The organism is Peptococcus simiae (assembly GCF_046569735.1).
GTDB classification, from domain to species: domain Bacteria; phylum Bacillota; class Peptococcia; order Peptococcales; family Peptococcaceae; genus Peptococcus; species Peptococcus simiae_A.
In genome coordinates, this window is record NZ_JBKICG010000001.1 from 67985 (window position 1) to 87898 (window position 19914).

General features: G+C 52.6%; 18 protein-coding genes. 7 read left to right on the forward strand and 11 right to left on the reverse strand.

Annotation, left to right across the window (positions count from 1 at the left end; translation table 11 throughout):
- The first annotated feature begins 66 nt into the window (after positions 1-66).
- From ACLGL1_RS00340 to ACLGL1_RS00355, 4 genes are read left to right on the forward strand one after another with little or no spacing between them, the layout of a single operon-like run.
- On the forward strand, positions 67-804 hold the full coding sequence (locus ACLGL1_RS00340; RefSeq protein WP_411006811.1) for a tRNA 2-thiocytidine biosynthesis TtcA family protein: 738 nt from the start codon (positions 67-69) through the stop codon (positions 802-804).
- A 10-nt stretch (positions 805-814) separates the two neighbouring features.
- A complete protein-coding gene (locus tag ACLGL1_RS00345; protein ID WP_411006812.1) occupies positions 815-2350 on the forward strand; it encodes a YifB family Mg chelatase-like AAA ATPase in 1536 nt (511 codons plus the stop codon).
- A gap of 12 nt (positions 2351-2362) precedes the next feature.
- Positions 2363-3481, forward strand: coding sequence for an aminopeptidase (locus ACLGL1_RS00350; RefSeq protein WP_411006813.1), 1119 nt, complete (start codon positions 2363-2365; stop codon positions 3479-3481).
- Between the two features lie 4 nt (positions 3482-3485).
- Positions 3486-4028, forward strand: a complete 543-nt coding sequence (locus ACLGL1_RS00355) for a hydrolase (protein ID WP_411006814.1) — start codon at positions 3486-3488, stop codon at positions 4026-4028.
- Positions 4029-4240: 212 nt separating this feature from the next.
- Here the strand turns inward: ACLGL1_RS00355 and ACLGL1_RS00360 are convergent, their stop codons facing one another.
- Positions 4241-4954 carry a zinc ribbon domain-containing protein gene (locus tag ACLGL1_RS00360; protein WP_411006815.1) on the reverse strand — a complete coding sequence of 238 codons (714 nt, stop codon included), beginning with the start codon at positions 4952-4954 and terminating at the stop codon, positions 4241-4243.
- A 172-nt stretch (positions 4955-5126) separates the two neighbouring features.
- Here ACLGL1_RS00360 and ACLGL1_RS00365 point away from each other — a divergent pair, with 172 nt between their 5' ends.
- From ACLGL1_RS00365 to ACLGL1_RS00375, 3 genes are read left to right on the forward strand one after another with little or no spacing between them, the layout of a single operon-like run.
- Positions 5127-7160 (forward strand): HlyD family efflux transporter periplasmic adaptor subunit, encoded by a 2034-nt coding sequence (locus ACLGL1_RS00365; RefSeq protein ID WP_411006816.1) that lies wholly within the window; start codon positions 5127-5129, stop codon positions 7158-7160.
- The gene (locus tag ACLGL1_RS00370) at positions 7157-7858 is read left to right on the forward strand and encodes an ABC transporter ATP-binding protein (protein ID WP_411006817.1); all 702 of its coding nucleotides are present in this window, start codon (positions 7157-7159) and stop codon (positions 7856-7858) included. Before ACLGL1_RS00365 ends, ACLGL1_RS00370 begins: the two co-directional genes overlap by 4 nt.
- Positions 7855-9111, forward strand: a complete 1257-nt coding sequence (locus tag ACLGL1_RS00375) for an ABC transporter permease (protein ID WP_411006818.1) — start codon at positions 7855-7857, stop codon at positions 9109-9111. The genes ACLGL1_RS00370 and ACLGL1_RS00375 overlap by 4 nt, the downstream gene beginning before the upstream one ends.
- Positions 9112-9165: 54 nt before the next feature.
- Here ACLGL1_RS00375 and codY read toward each other — a convergent pair whose 3' ends face one another.
- From codY to tsaD, 10 genes are all read right to left on the reverse strand, one after another.
- Complete coding sequence (gene codY, locus ACLGL1_RS00380; RefSeq protein WP_411006819.1) at positions 9166-9960, reverse strand: GTP-sensing pleiotropic transcriptional regulator CodY; 795 nt, start codon at positions 9958-9960, stop codon at positions 9166-9168.
- A gap of 46 nt (positions 9961-10006) precedes the next feature.
- The gene (gene hslU / locus ACLGL1_RS00385) at positions 10007-11428 is read right to left on the reverse strand and encodes an ATP-dependent protease ATPase subunit HslU (RefSeq protein WP_411006820.1); all 1422 of its coding nucleotides are present in this window, start codon (positions 11426-11428) and stop codon (positions 10007-10009) included.
- Positions 11418-11978 (reverse strand): ATP-dependent protease subunit HslV, encoded by a 561-nt coding sequence (gene hslV, locus ACLGL1_RS00390; protein ID WP_411006821.1) that lies wholly within the window; start codon positions 11976-11978, stop codon positions 11418-11420. The genes hslU and hslV overlap by 11 nt, the downstream gene beginning before the upstream one ends.
- Positions 11979-11987: 9 nt before the next feature.
- Positions 11988-12893 (reverse strand): tyrosine recombinase XerC, encoded by a 906-nt coding sequence (xerC, locus tag ACLGL1_RS00395; protein ID WP_411006822.1) that lies wholly within the window; start codon positions 12891-12893, stop codon positions 11988-11990.
- Positions 12883-14202, reverse strand: a complete 1320-nt coding sequence (trmFO, locus tag ACLGL1_RS00400; protein ID WP_411006823.1) for an FADH(2)-oxidizing methylenetetrahydrofolate--tRNA-(uracil(54)-C(5))-methyltransferase TrmFO — start codon at positions 14200-14202, stop codon at positions 12883-12885. The genes xerC and trmFO overlap by 11 nt, the downstream gene beginning before the upstream one ends.
- Positions 14195-16300: a type I DNA topoisomerase gene (topA, locus tag ACLGL1_RS00405; protein WP_411006824.1), complete on the reverse strand. Its 2106-nt coding sequence runs from the start codon at positions 16298-16300 to the stop codon at positions 14195-14197. Before topA ends, trmFO begins: the two co-directional genes overlap by 8 nt.
- 18 nt (positions 16301-16318) lie before the next feature.
- Positions 16319-17407, reverse strand: a complete 1089-nt coding sequence (dprA, locus tag ACLGL1_RS00410; protein ID WP_411006825.1) for a DNA-processing protein DprA — start codon at positions 17405-17407, stop codon at positions 16319-16321.
- 100 nt (positions 17408-17507) lie between these two features.
- Positions 17508-18143 carry an endonuclease III gene (gene nth / locus ACLGL1_RS00415; RefSeq protein ID WP_411006826.1) on the reverse strand — a complete coding sequence of 212 codons (636 nt, stop codon included), beginning with the start codon at positions 18141-18143 and terminating at the stop codon, positions 17508-17510.
- Positions 18144-18200: 57 nt separating this feature from the next.
- A complete protein-coding gene (locus ACLGL1_RS00420) occupies positions 18201-18815 on the reverse strand; it encodes an adaptor protein MecA (protein WP_411006827.1) in 615 nt (204 codons plus the stop codon).
- A gap of 84 nt (positions 18816-18899) precedes the next feature.
- Positions 18900-19913, reverse strand: a complete 1014-nt coding sequence (tsaD, locus tag ACLGL1_RS00425; protein WP_411006828.1) for a tRNA (adenosine(37)-N6)-threonylcarbamoyltransferase complex transferase subunit TsaD — start codon at positions 19911-19913, stop codon at positions 18900-18902.
- Position 19914: the final 1 nt, after the last annotated feature.

The window sequence follows — 19914 nt, forward strand, 5'->3', positions numbered from 1 at the left end:
CTTTTTTGTTCCTCTTACTTGCTGTTTACCGGTCCCTTTCCTATAATAAAGAAAAGGAGCGATGATATGAAGCGAAATTGGCGGGCCTATAATAAAGAGCTTTTTGCCCCTATGCGCCGGGCCAGTCGGGATTATGGACTGATTGAAGCCGGTGACTGTATCGGCATCGGCCTATCCGGCGGCAAGGACAGCACCCTACTCCTCTATAGTTTGGCGGTCTTACAAAAGACCCTGCCGACCCCCTTCCAAATTAAGGCCATGAGCGTGGACCTGGGCTGGGAAAACGACTATACCGCCCACCGGTCCCTATGCGAAGAGTTGGCCATTCCCTTTGAAGTGGTGCCCTCCAATATTGGCCCCATTGTCTTTGAAGAGCGCCAGGAAAAAAATCCCTGCTCCCTCTGCGCCCGGATGCGGCGAGGGGCAGTCAACAACTGGGCCGCAGCCAATGGCTGCAATAAGGTCGCCCTGGGCCATCATTTAGATGATGTCATTGAGACCCTCCTCATGAGTCTTTTCTTTGAGGGCCGGCTCCACACCTTTGCCCCCAGGGCCTACTTGAGCCGGGCGGACCTCACCGTTATCCGGCCCCTGGTCTTTGTAAAAGAGGCCGATATCCGCCGGATCGTCAGAAAGTTAGACCTGCCGATTATGCATAATGCCTGCCCGGCAGACGGCTTTACCAAACGGTCGGAAGAAAAGGCCCTAATTGCCCAGCTGGCGAAAGAAAACCCCGGCATCAGAGACCGGATGATGCACGCCGTCACTTCCAGTTTATGGACCAGTTACCAGACCACTTCCTAGGAGGTATCCCATGCTTGCCCAATTAAAGAGTGCCTGCCTGACCGGCTTAGAGGTCTATACCGTTTCTGTTGAAATCGATGCCGCACGCGGCCTACCCTCTTGGGATATCGTCGGCCTGCCGGATACCGCCGTCCGTGAAAGCAAGGAAAGGGTCCATACTGCCTTAAAAAACGCCGGGTTTGATTTCCCTCCACGAAAGATTGTCGTTAACCTGGCCCCTGCCAACCTAAAAAAGGAAGGCCCCAGCTATGACCTGCCCATCGCCCTGGCCATTTTAATTGCCACCGAGCAGCTACCGGCTGAAGGCCTTGACCAGTTTATGGTCTTAGGTGAACTGGGCCTGGATGGGGCCCTGCACCCGGTCCATGGCGTCTTACCGGCAGCCCTGGAGGCCAAGTCCGCCGGCCTTAAGATGATCCTACCGGCTGCCAATGCCAAGGAGGCGGCCCTAAGCGATGCCCCAGTCTACGGCTTTAGCCATTTAAGCCAGGTGATTGCCTTTTTGAAGGATCCGGCAGGCGCCACTTGTGAGCCGAAACCGGATATGGACCAAATCCTCCAGGCTGACCGTCCCCTAAAGTATGATTTTTCAGACGTCAAGGGCCAGGACGAGGCAAAAAGGGCCCTGGAAATTGCAGCCGCAGGTGCCCATAATGTTTTATTTATCGGGTCGCCCGGCGTTGGCAAGACCATGTTGGCCAGGGCCTTTACCGGCATCTTGCCCCCACTCACCCAGGCCGAAAGTCTAGAAACCAGTAAGCTCTATTCTGTAGCCGGCCTCTTAACGGACCAACACTTTCTCGTCACCGACCGCCCCTTCCGCAGTCCCCACCACAGCGCCTCCCAAGCCAGCCTTATTGGCGGCGGCCGCGTCCCCCGGCCGGGTGAAGTGTCCCTAGCCCACCACGGGGTCCTATTTATGGATGAATTACCGGAATACCGCCGGGAGGTCCTGGAAGGGCTCAGGCAGCCCCTGGAAGATGCCGAGGTCACTGTCTCCCGGGTCAGCGCCCAGGTGACCTACCCCTGTGACTTTATCCTCCTGGCCGCCATGAACCCCTGTCCCTGCGGCTACTTAAATGACCCCCACCACGAATGCACCTGCACCCCAGCCCAGGTCAGCCGCTACCGCCAGCGAATTTCCGGCCCCCTCCTGGACCGCTTTGATATTCAGATTGAGCTGAGCCCGGTGGCCTTTAATGACCTATACGATAAAAAGGAAGCTGAATCTTCCGCAACGATCCGCAAGCGAGTCATCGCCACCCGGAAGCTCCAGCTCGACCGCTTTGCCGACCGGCCTATTTTTGCCAATGGCAGCATGAGCCACCAGGATATCCGGCAGTTTTGTGCCCTGGACCCCAAACCTAAAGCCCTCTTGCGCCAGGCCTTTGAAAGGCTAGGCCTATCGGCCCGGGCCCACGACCGGATTTTAAAACTGGCCCGGACCATTGCGGACCTGGACACCGGGGGCCCCATCAGTGAAAGGCACATTGCAGAAGCCATCCAGTACCGCACCCTCGATAAAAAACAGTGGCAGATTAATTAAGGAGTTAAATCAATGGATGATCGGATTAAAACACTCGCGAAAAACCTCACCAGCTACTCGGTAAACCTCCAGGAAGGCGATAATGTCCTCCTGGATATTTCTGGACATGATGCCCTGCCCCTGGCTGAGGCCCTTTTAGAAGCCAGCTATGCCCTAGGGGCCAACCCCTACCTCCACCTGTCAGAACCCCGGCTCACCAGGGCCTATCTGAAGGGGGCCCGGGAAAGCCAAATGCTTGACCTGGCTGACTTGGAACTGGCCCGGATGAAAAAAATGGATGCCTATATCGCCGTCCGCGCCGGTGATAATTCCGCTGAACTGGCCGATGTGGACCAGGCCCAGCTGGCCCGCTATGCCAAGGCCATGAGCCCCGTTCTCCGAGACCGGGTGGACCGGTCCCGCTGGGTCATCCTCCGCTACCCCAATGGGGCCATGGCCCAGTCCGCTAATATGAGTACCGCAGCCTTTGAAGACTTCTACTTCCAGGTCTGTAACTTAAACTATAGCCAGCTCAGCACCGCCATGGATGCCCTGGTCCAAAGGATGAACCAAACCGACCAGGTCCGCCTGGTTGCCCCGGGGACAGATATTACCTTTTCCATCAAGGGGATTGACGCCGTCAAGTGTGCCGGCGAATGCAATATCCCTGATGGCGAAGTCTACACCGCCCCTGTCAAGGATAGCGCCAACGGGGTCATCCGTTACAATGTGCCCTCCCGCTACCGGGGAACCACCTTTGAAAACGTCACCCTGACCTTTGAAAATGGCCGGATTGTCCATGCCGATGGCAACCATCCCGACCTCCTAGAAGCTATTTTCGATACCGATGAGGGGGCTCACTACCTTGGGGAATTTGCCCTGGGCTGCAACCCCTTTATCCTCAATCCCATGAATGACATCCTCTTCGATGAAAAGATTGCCGGCAGCATCCACCTAACCCCCGGTTCGGCTTATGATGATGCCTTCAACGGCAACAAAAGTGATGTTCACTGGGACCTGGTCCTGATCATGCGGCCAGAATGGGGCGGTGGCGATGTTTACTTTGATGGTGAATGCATTCGCCGCGACGGCCTCTTTCTCCCTGAGGACCTCCTCCCCTTAAACCCTGACGCATTTATAACAAAGGAGTGATATGATGAGACTATTTCCCGAATCAACCCTTGCCTACGCCATTGACTACCAGGAGAAACTCCTACCGGTCATGCGGGAAGCGGACCGGATCCTTGCCCGGGCCAAGATCCTCACTGAAGGGCTCAATATTCTACAAGTCCCGGTCGCTGTGACCCGCCAATATCCGAAAGGCCTGGGGGATACCGTCGCTGACCTCCACTCCGCTTTAGGAGATGCACCAGTCTATGACAAGCGGAGCTACAGTATTTATGATGCAGATGACTTACGCCAGGACCTAAAAAACCGGGCCCCGAAGACCATCCTCCTCTATGGGATTGAAACCCATATCTGCGTTGCCCAAAGCGCCATTGACATGACCGCTGCCGGCTACCAGGTCTTCCTCGTGGTAGATGCCTGCTCCAGCCGCTATGAACTGGACCATAAGATTGGCCTGAAGCGGATGATACACGAAGGCGTTGGCCTCACCACAGTTGAGGCCGTCCTCTTCGAATTATGCCGAACCTCTGAACACCCCCATTTTAAATCTATTTCCAAGCTGATTAAATAAAAGAAAAGGGCTGTGTCAGAATGAGTAAAATCATTCGGCACAGCTCCTGGCTTATAGAAAACTTAGCCCTAATTGATTTATAAAATTCTCTTTAGCTATATATTATGAGCTTACATGGATATATCCATAAACAAAGTCCCTCCTCATTTTTTTGAGCTGGGACTTTGTTTGTTAGAGGGGCTATTTTGCAACAACCCCTTTTTTGTATGGCTTTATTCACCTGTTTGAGCAAGTTCAACTGGGGCGACCACACCGGTCGCGACCGGCTGGGGCTCCGAATTCCCATTACTCCAGGGCTTAACCAATAAGAGCCCTAAGATAACCCCTATCACAATCCCTAAGATAACAATACCGGCATATAGACTCCGGTAGTTCGGCGCCTCTCCATCTTGATGCGAGCGGACTTTAGCCTTTTTTTTCTCGCTGACCCAGGTCTTCTTCTTGGCCTTGGCCGCTGCTTGATCACCACTAGCCGACCGGGCTTCCGGCCCATAGCCCAGCTTGGCTGAAAAACGGTTGAACAGGGAGCCCTCTTTATCCTTGTTTTCTTTTTGGACCGGCTCGGGCCGGCCTGCTGCCGGGGCCTGGTCAGCCTTAGGTGCATAAACGCTTTCCTTGGCATCCTGCCAGCGCCGGCTTAAACGCTGGGCTGCCCGGGCACTGGATTCCCTTTCATAGTAATTGCTGTAAGCCCGATGACCGGCAGAGGGCCGGTCTGCTTCCTGGCCGTCATACCGGGGTATCTCCACCGGGGCGGTCTTGTTTAACTGGTCCAGGGTTTCCTGGGGATCATATAAGCGGGTACTATCAAAATCATTATCATCTAAATCCCAGGGCTCAACCAGCTTTTGTTCCACCTTGGACCCACACTGGGAACAAAAAAGGTCACCTGCAGATAATTGATTGCCACAATGATTACAATACAAAATATCACCTTCATTATATTTACATATTTACGAATTTATGCGAGTAATATTTTACCATAAAATAGCTATAATGAATAGGCTTCTTTCCCCTTCTTCCCTTTCCTGAATTGACATTGTACCATTGGTACGGTACAATGATTTCACTCCAAGAAATATGAAAGGAATGGACACCATGCAAAATCCATTTTCCAAAAAAGAAGCCTCAGCGAGTCAAGGCGAGCTAGGGCAAAAGAAAAACCGCTTCACCCGAAAACAACGGTTGATTGCCAGTGGCGTCGTCATCGCCCTTTTAATTGGCGGGGTTGCCTATGCAGCCTTAAACCAGGGGCGGGACGAGGCCATCGCCGCCGACCGGGTTACCGAACTGACCCCCTCCCACTTCTCCACCACCGTTTCTGCCACAGGGGAAATTCAAACCGATAAGGATGTGGAGGTCTATACCTCTCAAACCGCCCCCATCAAAGAAATTTTCGTTGAAGAAGGAGAAAAAGTCGAAGAGGGCCAAATCCTGGCCAAGTTGGACGATAAAAAGCTCCGCCAGCAAATTCGTCAACGGGAAGCAGCTGCCGGCGTCAGTGCCCGCAGTGCCCATGCCCAGGTCCAGGCCGCCCGCAACCGGTATAATGCTGCTGCCCGGGCCCTAAATAGCGGGACCAATGCAACCCTGGTTTCTGCCGGTAATGCTGTCGAATCAGCCAAGTACGCCTGGGATGCCGCCGAGAAAAACTACCAGGACATGAAAAAAGCCTTGGAAGAAGGCTACCACCCCGAGTTGACCAATGAATCCTCCGCAAAGATAAGCAGCAAGCAAGCCCGGCAAAATGCTGCCCAGCGTTTGGACCAGGCCAAGGCCCAGTTACAAGAGGCCCGCAACAAGTATAACCAAGCGGTCAACGATGCCAAGCAGTATGACCAAGACCGGCAGCGGCTCCGGAAAGAACGGGATAATGCCCAAACAGCCATTGCCCAAAAGCAGAGAGATATTTCCGGCCATACTATCACCAAGCAAGTAGAAGTCGGCAAGGATGAAAATGGAAACCCCATCTACGAATACCAAGAAGTACCAAGCCAACTGCCAGCCGGCGATCCACAATACAGTGACCTGGATTCACTGAACAATGATCTTTCCAAAGCCCAGACAGCCCTTTCTGACGCCGAGTCTAAGTATGCCAGTGCTGATGCCAACAAGTCTTCCTGGGAAAGCCAGATCACCAGCCGGGAAGAAGCCCTGGCCCAGGCCCAGCTGGCCTATGACCAGGCCCTTGAAAATGAAGACTTTCAAAAGGACCTCCGGGGCAAGTCCGCCAAGGCCCGGCAGGATAACCTGAGCACAGCCAAGCTGCAGGCTGAAACCGCTAAAAGCAACTATAACCAGGCTCAACGGAGTCTAGCTGCCGCCCGGGTTGCAGCCCAGGAAGAAATCAATACCTATGAAGATAATATCGCCACCACGGCTGCAGCCGGCGATACCAGCGCTGCTGAAGTGGAGCTGGCCACCATGTACGAAGACCTCCAAGACATGACCATCCGGGCCCCCATGGCCGGTACCGTCACCAAGATTTTTGCCAAGCAGGGAGGGGTGCCCAGCGGTGCCCTCTTTAAGGTTGAAAACCTAAACGCCCTGGTCATCAAGACAGAGCTCAAGGAGTTTGACCTGCGGAGTGTCCGTGTCGGCCAGTCTGTTGAAATCAAGGCCGACGCCACCGGCGATAAGGTCTACCATGGCCGGGTCGTCTCCATTGCCAATGCAGCCACCCAAAGTGCAGCCAGCGCTATGCCTTCTGCAGATGGCGCCGCCCCCAGCACCAGCGGCGATGCTAATCCCACCTTTACAGCAAAAATTGTGATTGAAAAGGCCCCTAGAGAACTGCTATCCGGTATGAAAGTCCGCCTGAATATCATCACCGCCGAAGATGAAAACGTCTATGCCGTCCCCTTTGGAGCCATTATCGACAGCGACCAGGGCAAGCACGTGATGGCCTTGGAGCCGGTCCAAGGCAAGGAAGGCGTTTATGAGTTAAAGAAAACCCCGGTCAAGACCGAACTGGAAAATGATGTCAACGTCGTGATTACCGGCAAGGCCTTAAAAGACCACCTGAAAATCCTCAATGACCCTGAAGAGATGACCGAGGGCAGCCGGGTGACGGTCAGCGACAAGCTGAAGTCAGACGAGGGTGAGACCAGCGAGGACGGGAGCAGCCTATGAGTGAGTCCTCTTTAATCCGCATGCGGAACATTCGTAAGAGCTATTATATTGGCGAACCCAATGAACTGGAAATCCTACATGGGATTGACCTCACCATTGAATCCGGCCAGTTTGTATCCATCGTTGGCCAGTCCGGGTCGGGCAAGTCCACCTTGATGAATATCATCGGCGCCCTGGACCGGCCTACGGAAGGCAGCTACTTCTTAAATGACGTCAATATTGCTGAAGCCGGCGATGGAGACCTATCCGGTATCCGCAACCGGCTCATCGGCTTTGTTTTTCAGACCTTTAACCTCCTGGGCCGGTCCAGTGCCCTCAGAAATGTAGAACTCCCCATGCTCTATGCCGGCAGGCCTGCCAAGGAACGCCGGGAACGGGCCGAATATCTTTTAGACCTGGTCGGTATGAAAGACCGGATGCACCACCAGCCCAATGAACTTTCCGGGGGGCAAAAGCAGCGGGTCGCCATTGCCCGGGCCATGGTCAATGACCCGGCCATTATCCTGGCCGACGAACCGACAGGCGCCCTGGACACCGCCACCGGCCATATGGTCATGGATATCTTCCACCGCCTTCATGAAGAATCCAATAAAACAATCTTGCTGATTACCCATAACCCGGAACTGGCCGACCAAACAGAGCGAAAGCTAACCATGCAAGATGGCCATCTTTTTGAAGGGGAGGCCGCCAGCCAATGAATATTACCGAAAATATCCGCCTGGCCCTGGAAAGTCTCCGGGCCAATAAAATCCGGTCCCTGCTCACCATGCTGGGGATCATCATCGGCATCGCGTCTGTCATCAGCATCCTGACCATCGGAGATGCCATGACCTCCAGCATCAGCTCCTCCCTTTCGACCTTCGGCTCCCAAAACGTCTACCTCTATGTCAATAGCCGGGATGATGACTATATGTATGAGCCTTCTGAGCAAGACCTCATCTCGCCGGAAATGCTTGAGTCCATGCAGGCCCGGTTCGGTGACCGGATTGTCGGCGTGAGCTTAGAGAAGTCTGCCGGCAGCGGCGAGGTCCGTCACGGTTATCGGAAGGCCAATATCACCTTAAACGGGGTAAGCCCCGGGTCGGCCGAAAGTAATAATATCAAAATCCTAGCCGGGCGCTTTATCCGGGAAGCCGACGTGCAAAGCCTCCGCAATACAGCGGTCATTTCTGATAAGATGGCCAAAGAGCTCTATGGCGACCAGTTAAGCAAGGCCCTCAATAAGGAAATTGAGGTCCGGGGGGCCTCGGGAATGCATACCTTTACCGTCGTCGGCATCTATGAATACAACGACGACCCCATGACCGCCGCCATGAACGGGCGCAACCCAAATAGCAAAACAACAGCCTGTTATATCCCTGTCTCCACCGCCGGGCGACTAACCAATGACAGCTCCAAGGGCTACCGCCAGGTTACCGTCACTGCCGCCACCAGCGAAAACACCATCAAGTTTACCAAAGAGCTGGAAGACTATATGAACCAGTATTACACCAACAACTCCCAGTTCAAAATCTTGACCCAGAGCGTTGAAGAAATGACCAACCAGGTCAATGCCACCTTAAACAGTGTCAAGCTGGCCATCTCTGTTATTGCCGGCATTTCCCTATTGGTTGGCGGGATTGGCGTCATGAATATCATGCTCGTCTCTGTCACAGAACGGACCCGGGAAATCGGGATCCGCAAGGCCCTGGGCGCGACCAACTTTGATATCCGCCTGCAATTTATCGTCGAGAGCATCATTGTTTGTGTGATCGGCGGCCTAATCGGTATCTTAACCGGGGGTCTATTTGGATTTTTAGGCAGTCTGGCCTTAAAAGCAGCTACCGGGCCCAGCCTCCTGGCCATCTTCCTGGCCACCGGCTTCTCCATGTTAATCGGGGTCTTCTTCGGTTACTACCCGGCCAACAAGGCAGCCCAGCTGAACCCGATTGACGCCCTAAGATATGAATAGGATATGAATAAGCCATAAAAAAAGAGCCCCCAGGGGCTCTTTTTTTATGGCTGACTAGTGTTTGCTGGTCCGCTGGGCAATGCCTTCGAGTAAGAATTCATTGAGGACCCGGATATAGGTCCCCTTCATCCCCAGGGACTTGGACTCAATAACCCCTGCGCTTTCAAACTTCCGCAGGGCATTGACAATAACAGACCGGGTGATGCCAACGCGGTCCGCTATCTTAGAGGCAACCAGCAGGCCTTCTTCACCATCTAATTCATTGAAGATATGTTCAATGGCCTCCATTTCAGAGTAACTCAGGGTGTCCAGGGCAATTTGCACAGCGGCCTTTTCCCGGCCCTTGGCCTCATCCCGCTCCACCTTGCTCCGCATGATTTCAATACCAACGATGGTGGCGCCATATTCAGCTAAGATCAGGTCTTCATCTGTAAATTCCACTTTAAACTTGGCCAAGAGCAGGGTCCCCTGCCGACGTTTACCGGCAATAATAGGAATCACAGTGGTGATTTTTCCACCAAAGTCACAGTTTTTTTCACTGAAGAAGCAACGGTCACCGGTATTGGGTACATTAGCCTTTGTTTCATTCGTATTAATCAAGTCATCATTATAATTTTTAGGCATCCGCTTATCTTTAAGGATAATCTGTTCCATTAAAGAACAGTTGAAGTCATCCATAAAGTGGTGACCTAAGAGGGCCCCGTGTTCCCCCAAAATATAGGTATTACATTCAATCATATCTGATAAAATATCGGCAATGTTATTAAAATCAATGTAGGTGCTGTCATTTTCAGAGCCTTCCTGCAACAACTTATTTAATCGGCGTGTTTTCTCTAATAGTTCAGACATAATATTCCTTTCTTGCAAGCCCATGCAGTATCCATCCTATTCACAGTTAAATTAAATACTTACTATAATCGTGCTCTTCCCCGGCGTAGGCCACATGTGTCCGCACATAGGCCTGGTCAATCCGGAGGGTACAGGCTGCTTCGCCGGCCTGGTATAAGGCCTCGGTCAGCATATCTTCCATAACGGTTACCAGGCGTCTTGCGCCCAGGTCTTGTTCTGACGCATTCATCAGGTAGGCGATATGGGCCAGCTCAGCAATGCCGTCTTCGGTAAATTCTGCGACACAGTCTTCTGTTGCGAGAATCTTACGATATTGGTCAATTAAAGAATAGTCTGTGTTGGTCAGAATTTGGACAAAGTCCTCTTCGCTTAAGCTGGACAGCCGGACCTTGACCGGGAACCGCCCCAGAAGCTCTGGGATCAGGTCATCCGGCTTAGCCACATGGAAGGCCCCTGCCGCTATAAAAAGCACATGGTCTGTCCGCAAGTTTCCATACTTGGTCTTAACCACCGACCCTTCAACAATGGGTAAGATATCCCGTTGTACCCCTTCACGGGAAATATCCGGGCCGCTGCCCCCATGGGCATTGGCAATCTTATCCAATTCGTCGATAAAAACAATGCCGTGGTTTTCCGCCAACTTGATGGCTTCTTCGGCTACGGCGTCATCATCCAGGAGCTTGTCTGCCTCCTGCTCGGTTAAAATCTTCCGGGCTTCGGCAATGGTCATCCGACGTTTTTTCTTCTTATCCGGCATGACTTTTTTCATCAGGTCATTCATATTATCCATAACCTGGTCCATACCGGACTGTGCCATAAGGTCATTGGTCATCGGTTTTTCTTCGACTTCTATTTCAACCACTTCATCTTCCAGTTCCATCCGCTTGAGTTTCTCGCGGAAAATAGTGCGTTTGTCGTTACGTTCATTGACTTCATCAACACTATCGGTCAGGAGTGGATTATCTTTATCGGCTGTGCCCCCAAAGATCAACTCCAGGGGGTTACCGGCGTCTGATGCCCGTTGACGCAGGGTTTTCTTGGGGACTAGGATGTCGAGTAACCTGTCATTGGCCAGGCGTTGGGCTTCGTCTTTGACTTCTTCAAATTGTTGCTCACGGACGGTCCGGACCGCTGCTTCAGCCAGGTCCCGGATCATGGATTCCACATCCCGGCCGACATAGCCGACTTCGGTAAACTTAGTGGCTTCCACTTTCACAAAGGGGGTGCCGAGGATCTTTGATATCCGCCTGACGATTTCTGTCTTCCCAACCCCGGTGGGCCCCATCATAATGATATTCGAGGGGGCAACCTCCTCCTGCCAGTCTTCCGGCAGCCGGCTCCGCCGGTAGCGGTTACGGATGGCGATGGCGACACTTTTCTTGGCCTCCCCTTGGCCGATGATATGCCGGTCCAGGTAAGCCACCATCTCTTTAGGCAACAAGTTGGGCACCTGTAGGTCACTCTTCATCAGCAGCCCCTCCTTTAAGTGTCTCGACAATAATATTATGGTTGGTATACACGCAGATGTCTGCTGCAATTTCTATGGCTTTTCGGGCAATTTCCTCTGCAGGGAGGTCGGTGTTTGCTTTTAGGGCCTTGGCAGCGGCCAGGGCATAGTTGCCGCCACTGCCGATGGCACAAATGCCATCTTCCGGCACAATCACTTCACCGCCGCCACTGACAATCAATAGATTGTCCCGATCAGCTAAAATAAGTAGGGCTTCCAGCTGCCGGCTCATCCGGTCTGTCCGCCATTCCTTGGCCAGGGCGATGGCTGCCCGAACCAGGTGGCCACCGGAGGCTTCCAGGTGTTGTTCAAACTTATCGAAGAGGGTGAAGGCATCTGCCACCGAACCGGCAAAGCCGGCAAGCACTTGATTATGATAAAGTCTACGAACCTTGCGTGCCGTTCCTTTCATAATTGTTGTTTCACCCATGGTGACTTGTCCATCGCCGGCGAGCGAAACGCCTTCAGGCGTTTTGACCGCAACAATTGTCGTTGCATGGAATTGACTCATTTGATCATCTCATTTCTCATGTGCCCTGGGGTGTGCTTGTAAATAAACATCGCGTAATCGTTGCGCAGATACTTTCGTATAAATTTGGGTGGTCGATAGGCTTTCATGGCCCAGCAAGTCTTGGATCATCCGCAAGTCACCACCATGGTCCAAAAGATGGGTGGCAAAACTATGCCGGAAGGCATGGGCTGATACCCGAAACTTGAGGGCCCCTTTTTTTATGTATTCATCCAGGAGGTAGTTGACCCCCCGCCTTGTTAATCTTTTACCCAAAAAATTCAAAAACAAGGCCTCTTCCTCTGTATCCTTCACCAAGGCCGGTCGGCCCTTGTCGATATAGGCGGTGAAGGCCGCCATGGACTGGCGCCCAATAGGAACCATCCTTTCCTTCCGCCCCTTACCGGTAACTTTCAGAACAGGAAAAGCTGCAGCCTTTTGGATATCGCCAAGATTAAGGGCTACCAGTTCCGAAACCCGCAGGCCCGACCCATATAGACATTCAAAGATAGCGGCATCCCTTAGGCCCAAGGGGCTGGCATCCTGTCGGATTTGGTCTAAAAATGTGGCCATGTCCGTTTCTGTGATGGTTACAGGCAGGTGCTTGCTGGCCTTGGGGGCGGTCATGTCCTGCCAGGGGTTTTCACTAATGACCCCGGTCCGGGCCAGGTAATCATACCAGGCCCGGATAGCCGACAGCTTCCGGGCAACGGTGGTCTTGGCATACTGGCGGTCGCCCAGCTCATAGACGTATAGCCGGGCATCATTGGCCCTTACTTCCGTGAAAGAAAGGTTTTCCCGCTCCAGCCAGGCCTTGTACTGGTTTAAATCCCGGGCGTAGGCTGCACAGGTATTGGGGGATAACCGCCTGTTATAGGCGAGATAATCTAGGAAAAGGGTTAACTGATCATTGATCAAGATCATTCTCCTTCAAAAAGGAAGCGAGGTCCGCCAGGGCCCGGTCAGCATACTGGCTGTTGCGGTCTTTTTTATTCCGCACTTTCTTCTCTAAGGGGGGCAGCAGGCCAAAGTTCACATTCATCGGCTGGAAGTTGGGGGTCAGAGAATGGCTGATATAGCCCATCAGGGCCCCAAGGGTCGTGGTCTCGGGGAAGGTCAGCGGATCTAGCCCCTGCAGAAGCCGGTAGGCATTGACTCCGGCCACGAGCCCGCCGGCTGTTGATTCGACATAGCCCTCTACCCCGGTCATTTGTCCGGCAAAGAAGAGCTGGTGGTCTGCCTTCAGCTGGCCGGTCTCCAGGAGGATGCCCGGTGATTTAATATAGGTGTTCCGGTGCATGACCCCGTAGCGGACAATTTCCGCATCCCTTAGGGCGGGAATCATCCGGAGGATGTCTCCCTGGGCCCCCCAGCGCATCCGGGTCTGAAAGCCGACGATGTTCATCAATTGGCCATGGGCATCGTCGTGCCGCAGTTGGACCACCGCATAGGGGGGCTCCCCGGTTTTGGGGTCAACCAGGCCAACTGGCTTCATGGGACCAAAGCGCAGGGTGTCTCGGCCGCGACCGGCCATGGTTTCAATGGGCATACAGCCTTCGAAGAAGACCTCATCTTCAAAATCCCAGGTTGGGGCCCAGGGAGCGGCCAGAACGGCCTCATAAAAGGCGGCATATTGGTCTTCGTCCAAGGGGCAATTCAGGTAATCTTCAGCCGGGCCCTTGTCATACCTGGACTGCCAAAAGGCATCTTCCATATGAATAGACTCTTTGCTGATGATAGGAGCGGCCGCATCGTAAAAGTAGAGCTGGTCGCTCCCGGTGATTTTTTGGATATCTACCGACAGGGCCTCTGAGGTCAGCGGCCCACTGGCTACAATCCTAACCCCTTCTCTAGGGATTGTTTTAACTTCTTCCCGAATCAAGTTGACCAGGGGATGGTCGGTCAGGGCCTGGGTAACCCCCTTTTGAAAGCCTTCCCGGTCAACGGCGAGGGCCCCGCCTGCGCCTATAGCATGCCGGTCGGCCATCTGCATAACCAGGGCGTCGGCCTGCCGGAGTTCTTCCTTGAGTAGGCCCGCTGCATTGGTGAGGTCCTTGGCCCGCAGGGAATTGGAACAAACCAATTCAGCAAGGTCGCTGCTGGCATGGGCCGGCGTCATTGCCTCCGGTCTCATTTCATATAAATCCACCGGAATCCCTCGCTTGACCAATTGCCAAGCGGCTTCACTCCCGGCCAGGCCACCACCTATAATGGTTACCTTATTCATGATCGGCCTCTTTCTCTACCTTATAGCTACAGTCCTTGTTACTGCAGACAATCCGCTGGCTCCGCTTGGTGTTTTTTTCGACCAGGTAGCCCTCTTTACATGCCGGGCAGGTCTCGCCGGTCGGCTTGTCCCAGCTGACAAAGTCACAATCCGGATACCGGCTGCAACCGTAGAAGACCCGGCCTTTCTTACTCCGACGTTTGACCACATCCCCTTCATGGCACTTGGGACAGGTCACCCCGATTTTTTCTAAAAGGGGCCGGGTATTTCTGCAATCCGGGAAGCCGGAACAGGCTAGGAATTTCCCAAACCGACCCATTTTGATGACAAAGGGCTTGCCACACTTCTCACAGAGGATATCAGTCACTTCATCTTCGATCTTGACATCGCCAATGTTTTCTTCCGCCTTTTCCAAGTGGGGCTCAAAGGCCTGCCAAAAGGACCGGATGACGTCCTTCCAATAGCGGTCGCCACTTTCGACATCGTCCAATTCAGACTCAAGCTCGGCCGTAAAGTCAACATTAATGGTATCACCAAAGTGGGTGACCAGGAGGTCATTGACCAGTTCACCGGCCTCTGTCGGGTAAAACTGCTTATTTTCTCTGACCACATAGTTCCGGCCGGTAATGGTTTCAATGATGGCCACATAGGTGGAAGGCCGGCCGATGCCCAGTTCCTCCATGGTTTTTATGAGGGAGGCTTCATTATAACGGGCCGGAGGCTGGGTGAAGTGTTGCTTGGGGTCATGCCTTTTCAGCTGGACCCCTTCATCATCATTCAATTCCGGCAGGAAGCCCTCTTCCTTCTTGTCTTTATTAAATTCCTGCTCAACCTTCATATAACCGTCAAAAATAATGACACTACCGGTTGCGCTAAAGGTATACTGCTTGGCAAGAACCGCCGCCGACGTTTGCTGGATATCAGCGGCTGCCATTTGGCTGGCAATAAACCGGGTCCAAATAAGGCTGTAGAGCTTATATTGTTCATTGGATAGGTAGGGTTTGACATCCTGGGGACGGCGCATAGCTGACGTGGGTCGGATGGCTTCGTGGGCATCTTGCACATTGCCTCCAGCGGCCTTGGTTCTCTTGGGCGGGCCGCCCAGGTACTTTTTACCATAGTCCGCAGTGATTAGGTCCTGGGCTTCAGCCTGGGCCGCCGCCGAGATCCGAACAGAGTCGGTCCGCATATAGGTAATCAGCCCGACGGGGCCACTGCCTTCAAGGGCAACCCCTTCATAAAGGCCTTGGGCAATCCGCATGGTCTTACGGGCAGTATAGTTCAAGCGGCGGGAGGCTTCCTGCTGGAGGGCACTGGTGGTAAAGGGACGCGGAGGATTTTTCTTCCGCATGGTCTTCTTGACCTTGCCTACCTGGTAAGAAGCGTCCTCAAGGTCATCCAGGATGGCCTGCATGGTTTCCTTGTTGGGAATTTCCGCTTTTTTATTGTCGATTTTTGCAAGCTTAGCGGTAAAGGTATCCTGCCGGCTATTGGTAAAAGTCGAGGTCAAGGACCAGTACTCTACCGGTTCAAAGTTCTTGATTTCTTCTTCCCGCTCGCAAATGAGCCGCAGGGCAACAGATTGGACCCGGCCGGCGGAAAAGCCCTTTTTAACCTTCCGCCATAAAAGCGGAGACAGCTTGTAGCCTACAATTCGGTCAACCACCCGGCGGGCCTGCTGGGCATCGACCAGGTCCATGTCAATGGTCCGAGGCTCCTGGACGGCGTTTTTGACGGCGTCTTTGGTGATTTCATTAAAAGTAATCCGGCACTTGTCATCTTCATCAAGGCCCAATTGCTTGGATAAATGCCAGGCAATGGCCTCCCCTTCCCGGTCAGGGTCACTGGCCAGGTAGATTTTATTGGCCTTTTTGGCGGCCTTCTTTAAATCAGCAATAATGGGGCCCTTACCCCGGATGGTTATATATTTAGGCGTAAAGTCATTTTCAAGGTCTACGCCAAGTTGACTTTTTGGTAAATCTCGCACATGTCCCATAGAGGCGACGACCTGGTAATGGCTGCGACCAAGAAATTTTTCAATAGTCTTAGCCTTTGCCGGCGACTCTACGATGACTAAATTTTTAGCTCTTTTTGCCATGTAAATACCTACTCCTACTTATCTTTTTCTAAACTGTCGGCCGGGCAACTCCTCAACCTTGCCCTGAATAGAAAGTAAACTCAATTGGGCCGACAAGTCTTCAATGGGCATGTCCAGCTCTTGAAGTAAATAGTCTAGAGATACAGGCACAGCGCTCAGCTGGTCCATGATTAACCGGGTTTGCGGATCATCCGCCTGGGCGGACACCTCTGTTTCCGCTTCAAAAAGCATCTGCTGACCGTATTCTTCCAAAATATCATTGACGTCGCAAACCATTTTTGCGCCATCCTTGATAAGCCGTAAACAGCCTTGAGACTGGGGACTAGTGATCATTCCCGGTACAGCGAAAACATCTCGCCCATTATCTAAGGCCAGGTTGGCAGTAATTAAGGCGCCGCTTTTGCTGGCCGCTTCAACAACCACCAGGCCGGCAGATAAGCCGGCGATAATCCTATTCCGACGGGGAAAGTGGTGGCCCTTTGGTTCTGCGCCCAGGGGGAAGGACGTTAGAATAAGCCCATGGGGATGGTGCAGGATTCTTTCATAAAGGTCCTTATTTTCCCGGGGATAGACCCGGTCTATGCCGGTGCCCAGGACACCAATCGTACCCCCGCCACCCTCCAGGGCCCCTTCATGGGCCCGGGCATCAATGCCCCGGGCTAAGCCGCTGACCACCACACAATTCTCGCTGGACAGCTCCGCCCCCAATTGCTGGGCCACATCTTTACCATAATAGGTAGCCTTGCGGCTGCCAACAATGGCCAGGTGGAGCTTGTCCGGCGCAAAGGTGCCCCGAGAATACAAAAGAGCCGGCGGGTCATATAAACCCTCCAGCACCATCGGATAATCGGCATCCCCGCGGAAAACCAATTGAACCTTGCGGTCATGGAGCCATTGCTCCCGCAAGGCTAAGTCCGCCTTTTGCCGAAGTGTTTCATATTTTTCCCAAACAGCCATGGGCACATCTGGGTAATTTTCTTTGAAGAATGATAAGGGGGCCTTCCAAACCGTTTCGGCGGACCAAGAATCGCGCATATTAAGTAACAAGTCGCTCCTATGCTCACCGATTGCCTGGTGGACAACTGTCCAAACGCTTGCATCCTGCACAGCCTTCCCTCCTTATCTATCTGTGAAAATTGTAGCACTTGAATGAAAAATTGTATAGTATAAAAGCGAAAACTTTTCTAAATAATCAAATTTTAACTTTTTATTGATATTTATGCTTATCTGACCATTCGCATAAGTCAGCTAGAAAACAGGCCTTACACTTCGGTTGCCGGGCCTTACAGGGGCCCCTTCCATGCCAGATGAACCAGTGGTGGGCATCACACCAGAGGTCTTCAGGTATACGTTCAGTGACTTGCTTCTCTACACCAAGAACGGTCCTGTGGTTGGCAAATCCCAGCCGGTTGGTCACCCGGAAGACGTGGGTGTCCACTGCAAAGGCCGGTTTGTGGAAAGCATTGCATAGGACAACATTGGCTGTTTTCCGCCCGACCCCCGCCAAGGCCTCGAGCCGGCTCCGGTCATCGGGGACCTCTCCCCCATATTCTGCGACGAGGGTTTGGCAGGTTTTGAGTATATTTTTACTCTTGGACCGGTATAAGCCGATACTGGCGATTTCCCGGCTCAAGGATTCTTCATTTAAAGATAAGAAGGCCGCCGCTGTAGGATACTTTTTAAACAAGTCCTCGGTCACCATATTCACCCGCACATCCGTTGATTGGGCGGATAGGATGGTGGCAATGAGCAATTCAAAGGGGTTATTGAAACGCAAGCCGGAACCGATATCTCCGTATTCCTCTTTTAAGCGGTCAAGTATGGCCCATTCACGTTCAGTCATTCAGTCTCCTTTTATACAAAAAAGCTGCACCACGCTCAAGGAGGGGTGCAGCATCAATTACACAGATGCTAATTTTTCAATCGCCTTGTCAGCAATTATTAAATGTGCGTGTTCACTTAAATAGGCGCGGGAATAGCGGGTTCGGTTACCGTATTCCAGTAAGTGTCCGAGGACTCTGCCATCCAAGGCCCCCATATCACCAAAGAGCAAGTAATACTGGCCATTGCGGCCCTTGTACACTTGGCTTTCTGCTTGGTAAAAGCCGTCTAAGGCATGGGCTGTCTCAATGACATACTCCAAGCTATCAAATTCATAGATTGTCACAAGGTCATCCTCAATTGCGTCCATGTACTGGGCAAGATTTTCTTTCAGCGCATCATCGGATGATTCACTGGCTTGATCAGAGTCAAAGGGAAGGCTACCTTCAGAAACCTTTGTAATGGTCATAATCATACTTTCGCTTGAAATAGGATAGGCTTCAACCATGAGCTGGCTATCTCTGTGTACTTCAAAGCCGCAATCACGGTTGGCCTTTTCCAAAATTTCTTGAAAAAGCTCCTGGGCTTGCGGGTTGTAGGGTGCCAACTCCCATTTTTTCAAAGCGTGCAGGTTTAAGTCGTCCTGGCTAATGATGATTTGCAACTTATCATCGCTTAAACGTTTAAATTTCAATGTGGACACCTCCCTAGAGAATGCCAATTCAATACTAACCCTAGTATATATATGAGATATCAGTTGTCAAGCTTTTTTATAACCCTATAGGGTTGAAAAGGGCAATTGGGCGTGGGCGTTGAGGGTCAGGTCACTGACTTGACCGGCCTGGGCCTTGTAGTAGGCGGCTGCGCCAATCATGGCCGCATTGTCTGTACAATAGGCCAGGGGTGGGCAATAAAATTGAATGCCCCGCTCGGCGCACCCCTTAGCCAAACTTTCACGCAGCTGACTATTGGCAGCCACTCCACCGGCCAGTAAAAGGGTGGTCATTTGTTCATTTCCCAGGGCTAGAAAGGTTTTTTCACATAAGGCCTTGACCACAGCCATCTGAAAGGAGGCTGCGACGTCCGGGACCTCTATGGGTCGATTTTTCATTTTTTCCTGGTTTAAGTAGTTTAAAACAGCACTTTTCAAGCCGCTGAAGCTAAAGTCATAAGGGTTGTCCAGCTTAGCGATTGGAAAGGCAATGGCTTCAGGGTTGCCGACCTTAAAGAGACGGTCAATTTCAGGCCCTCCCGGATAGGGCAGGCCCAAGGCCCGGGCCACTTTATCAAAGGCCTCACCGGCAGCGTCATCCCGGGTCTGGCCCAGGCTTAGGTATTCGCCATGGCGGTTGATTTTAATGATATTGGTGTGCCCACCACTGACAACCAGACACAAGGCCGGCAGGCGAATATCCGGATGGGCGAGAAAGTTGGCATATATATGCCCCTCTATATGATGTATACCCAAAAGCGGTTTCTTTATTGCATAAGCCAGGGCCTTAGCTGTAGAAACCCCAACCAATAAGGCCCCGACCAGGCCGGGGCCATAGGTCACCGCCACTAGATTGATGTCCTGGTAAGCCAGGGCCGCTTCTTCTAAAGCCTTGTCAATAAGCCTGTTAATGTAAGTCAGGTGCTCCCGGGAGGCCACTTCCGGGACCACGCCACCGAATTTCTGGTGGATTTGAATTTGTGAACTAACGACATTAGCTAAGAGGTCCTTGCCATCACGGACAATGGCAACACCGGTATCATCACAAGAGGACTCTATGGCCAGGATTGTCAAAGACATG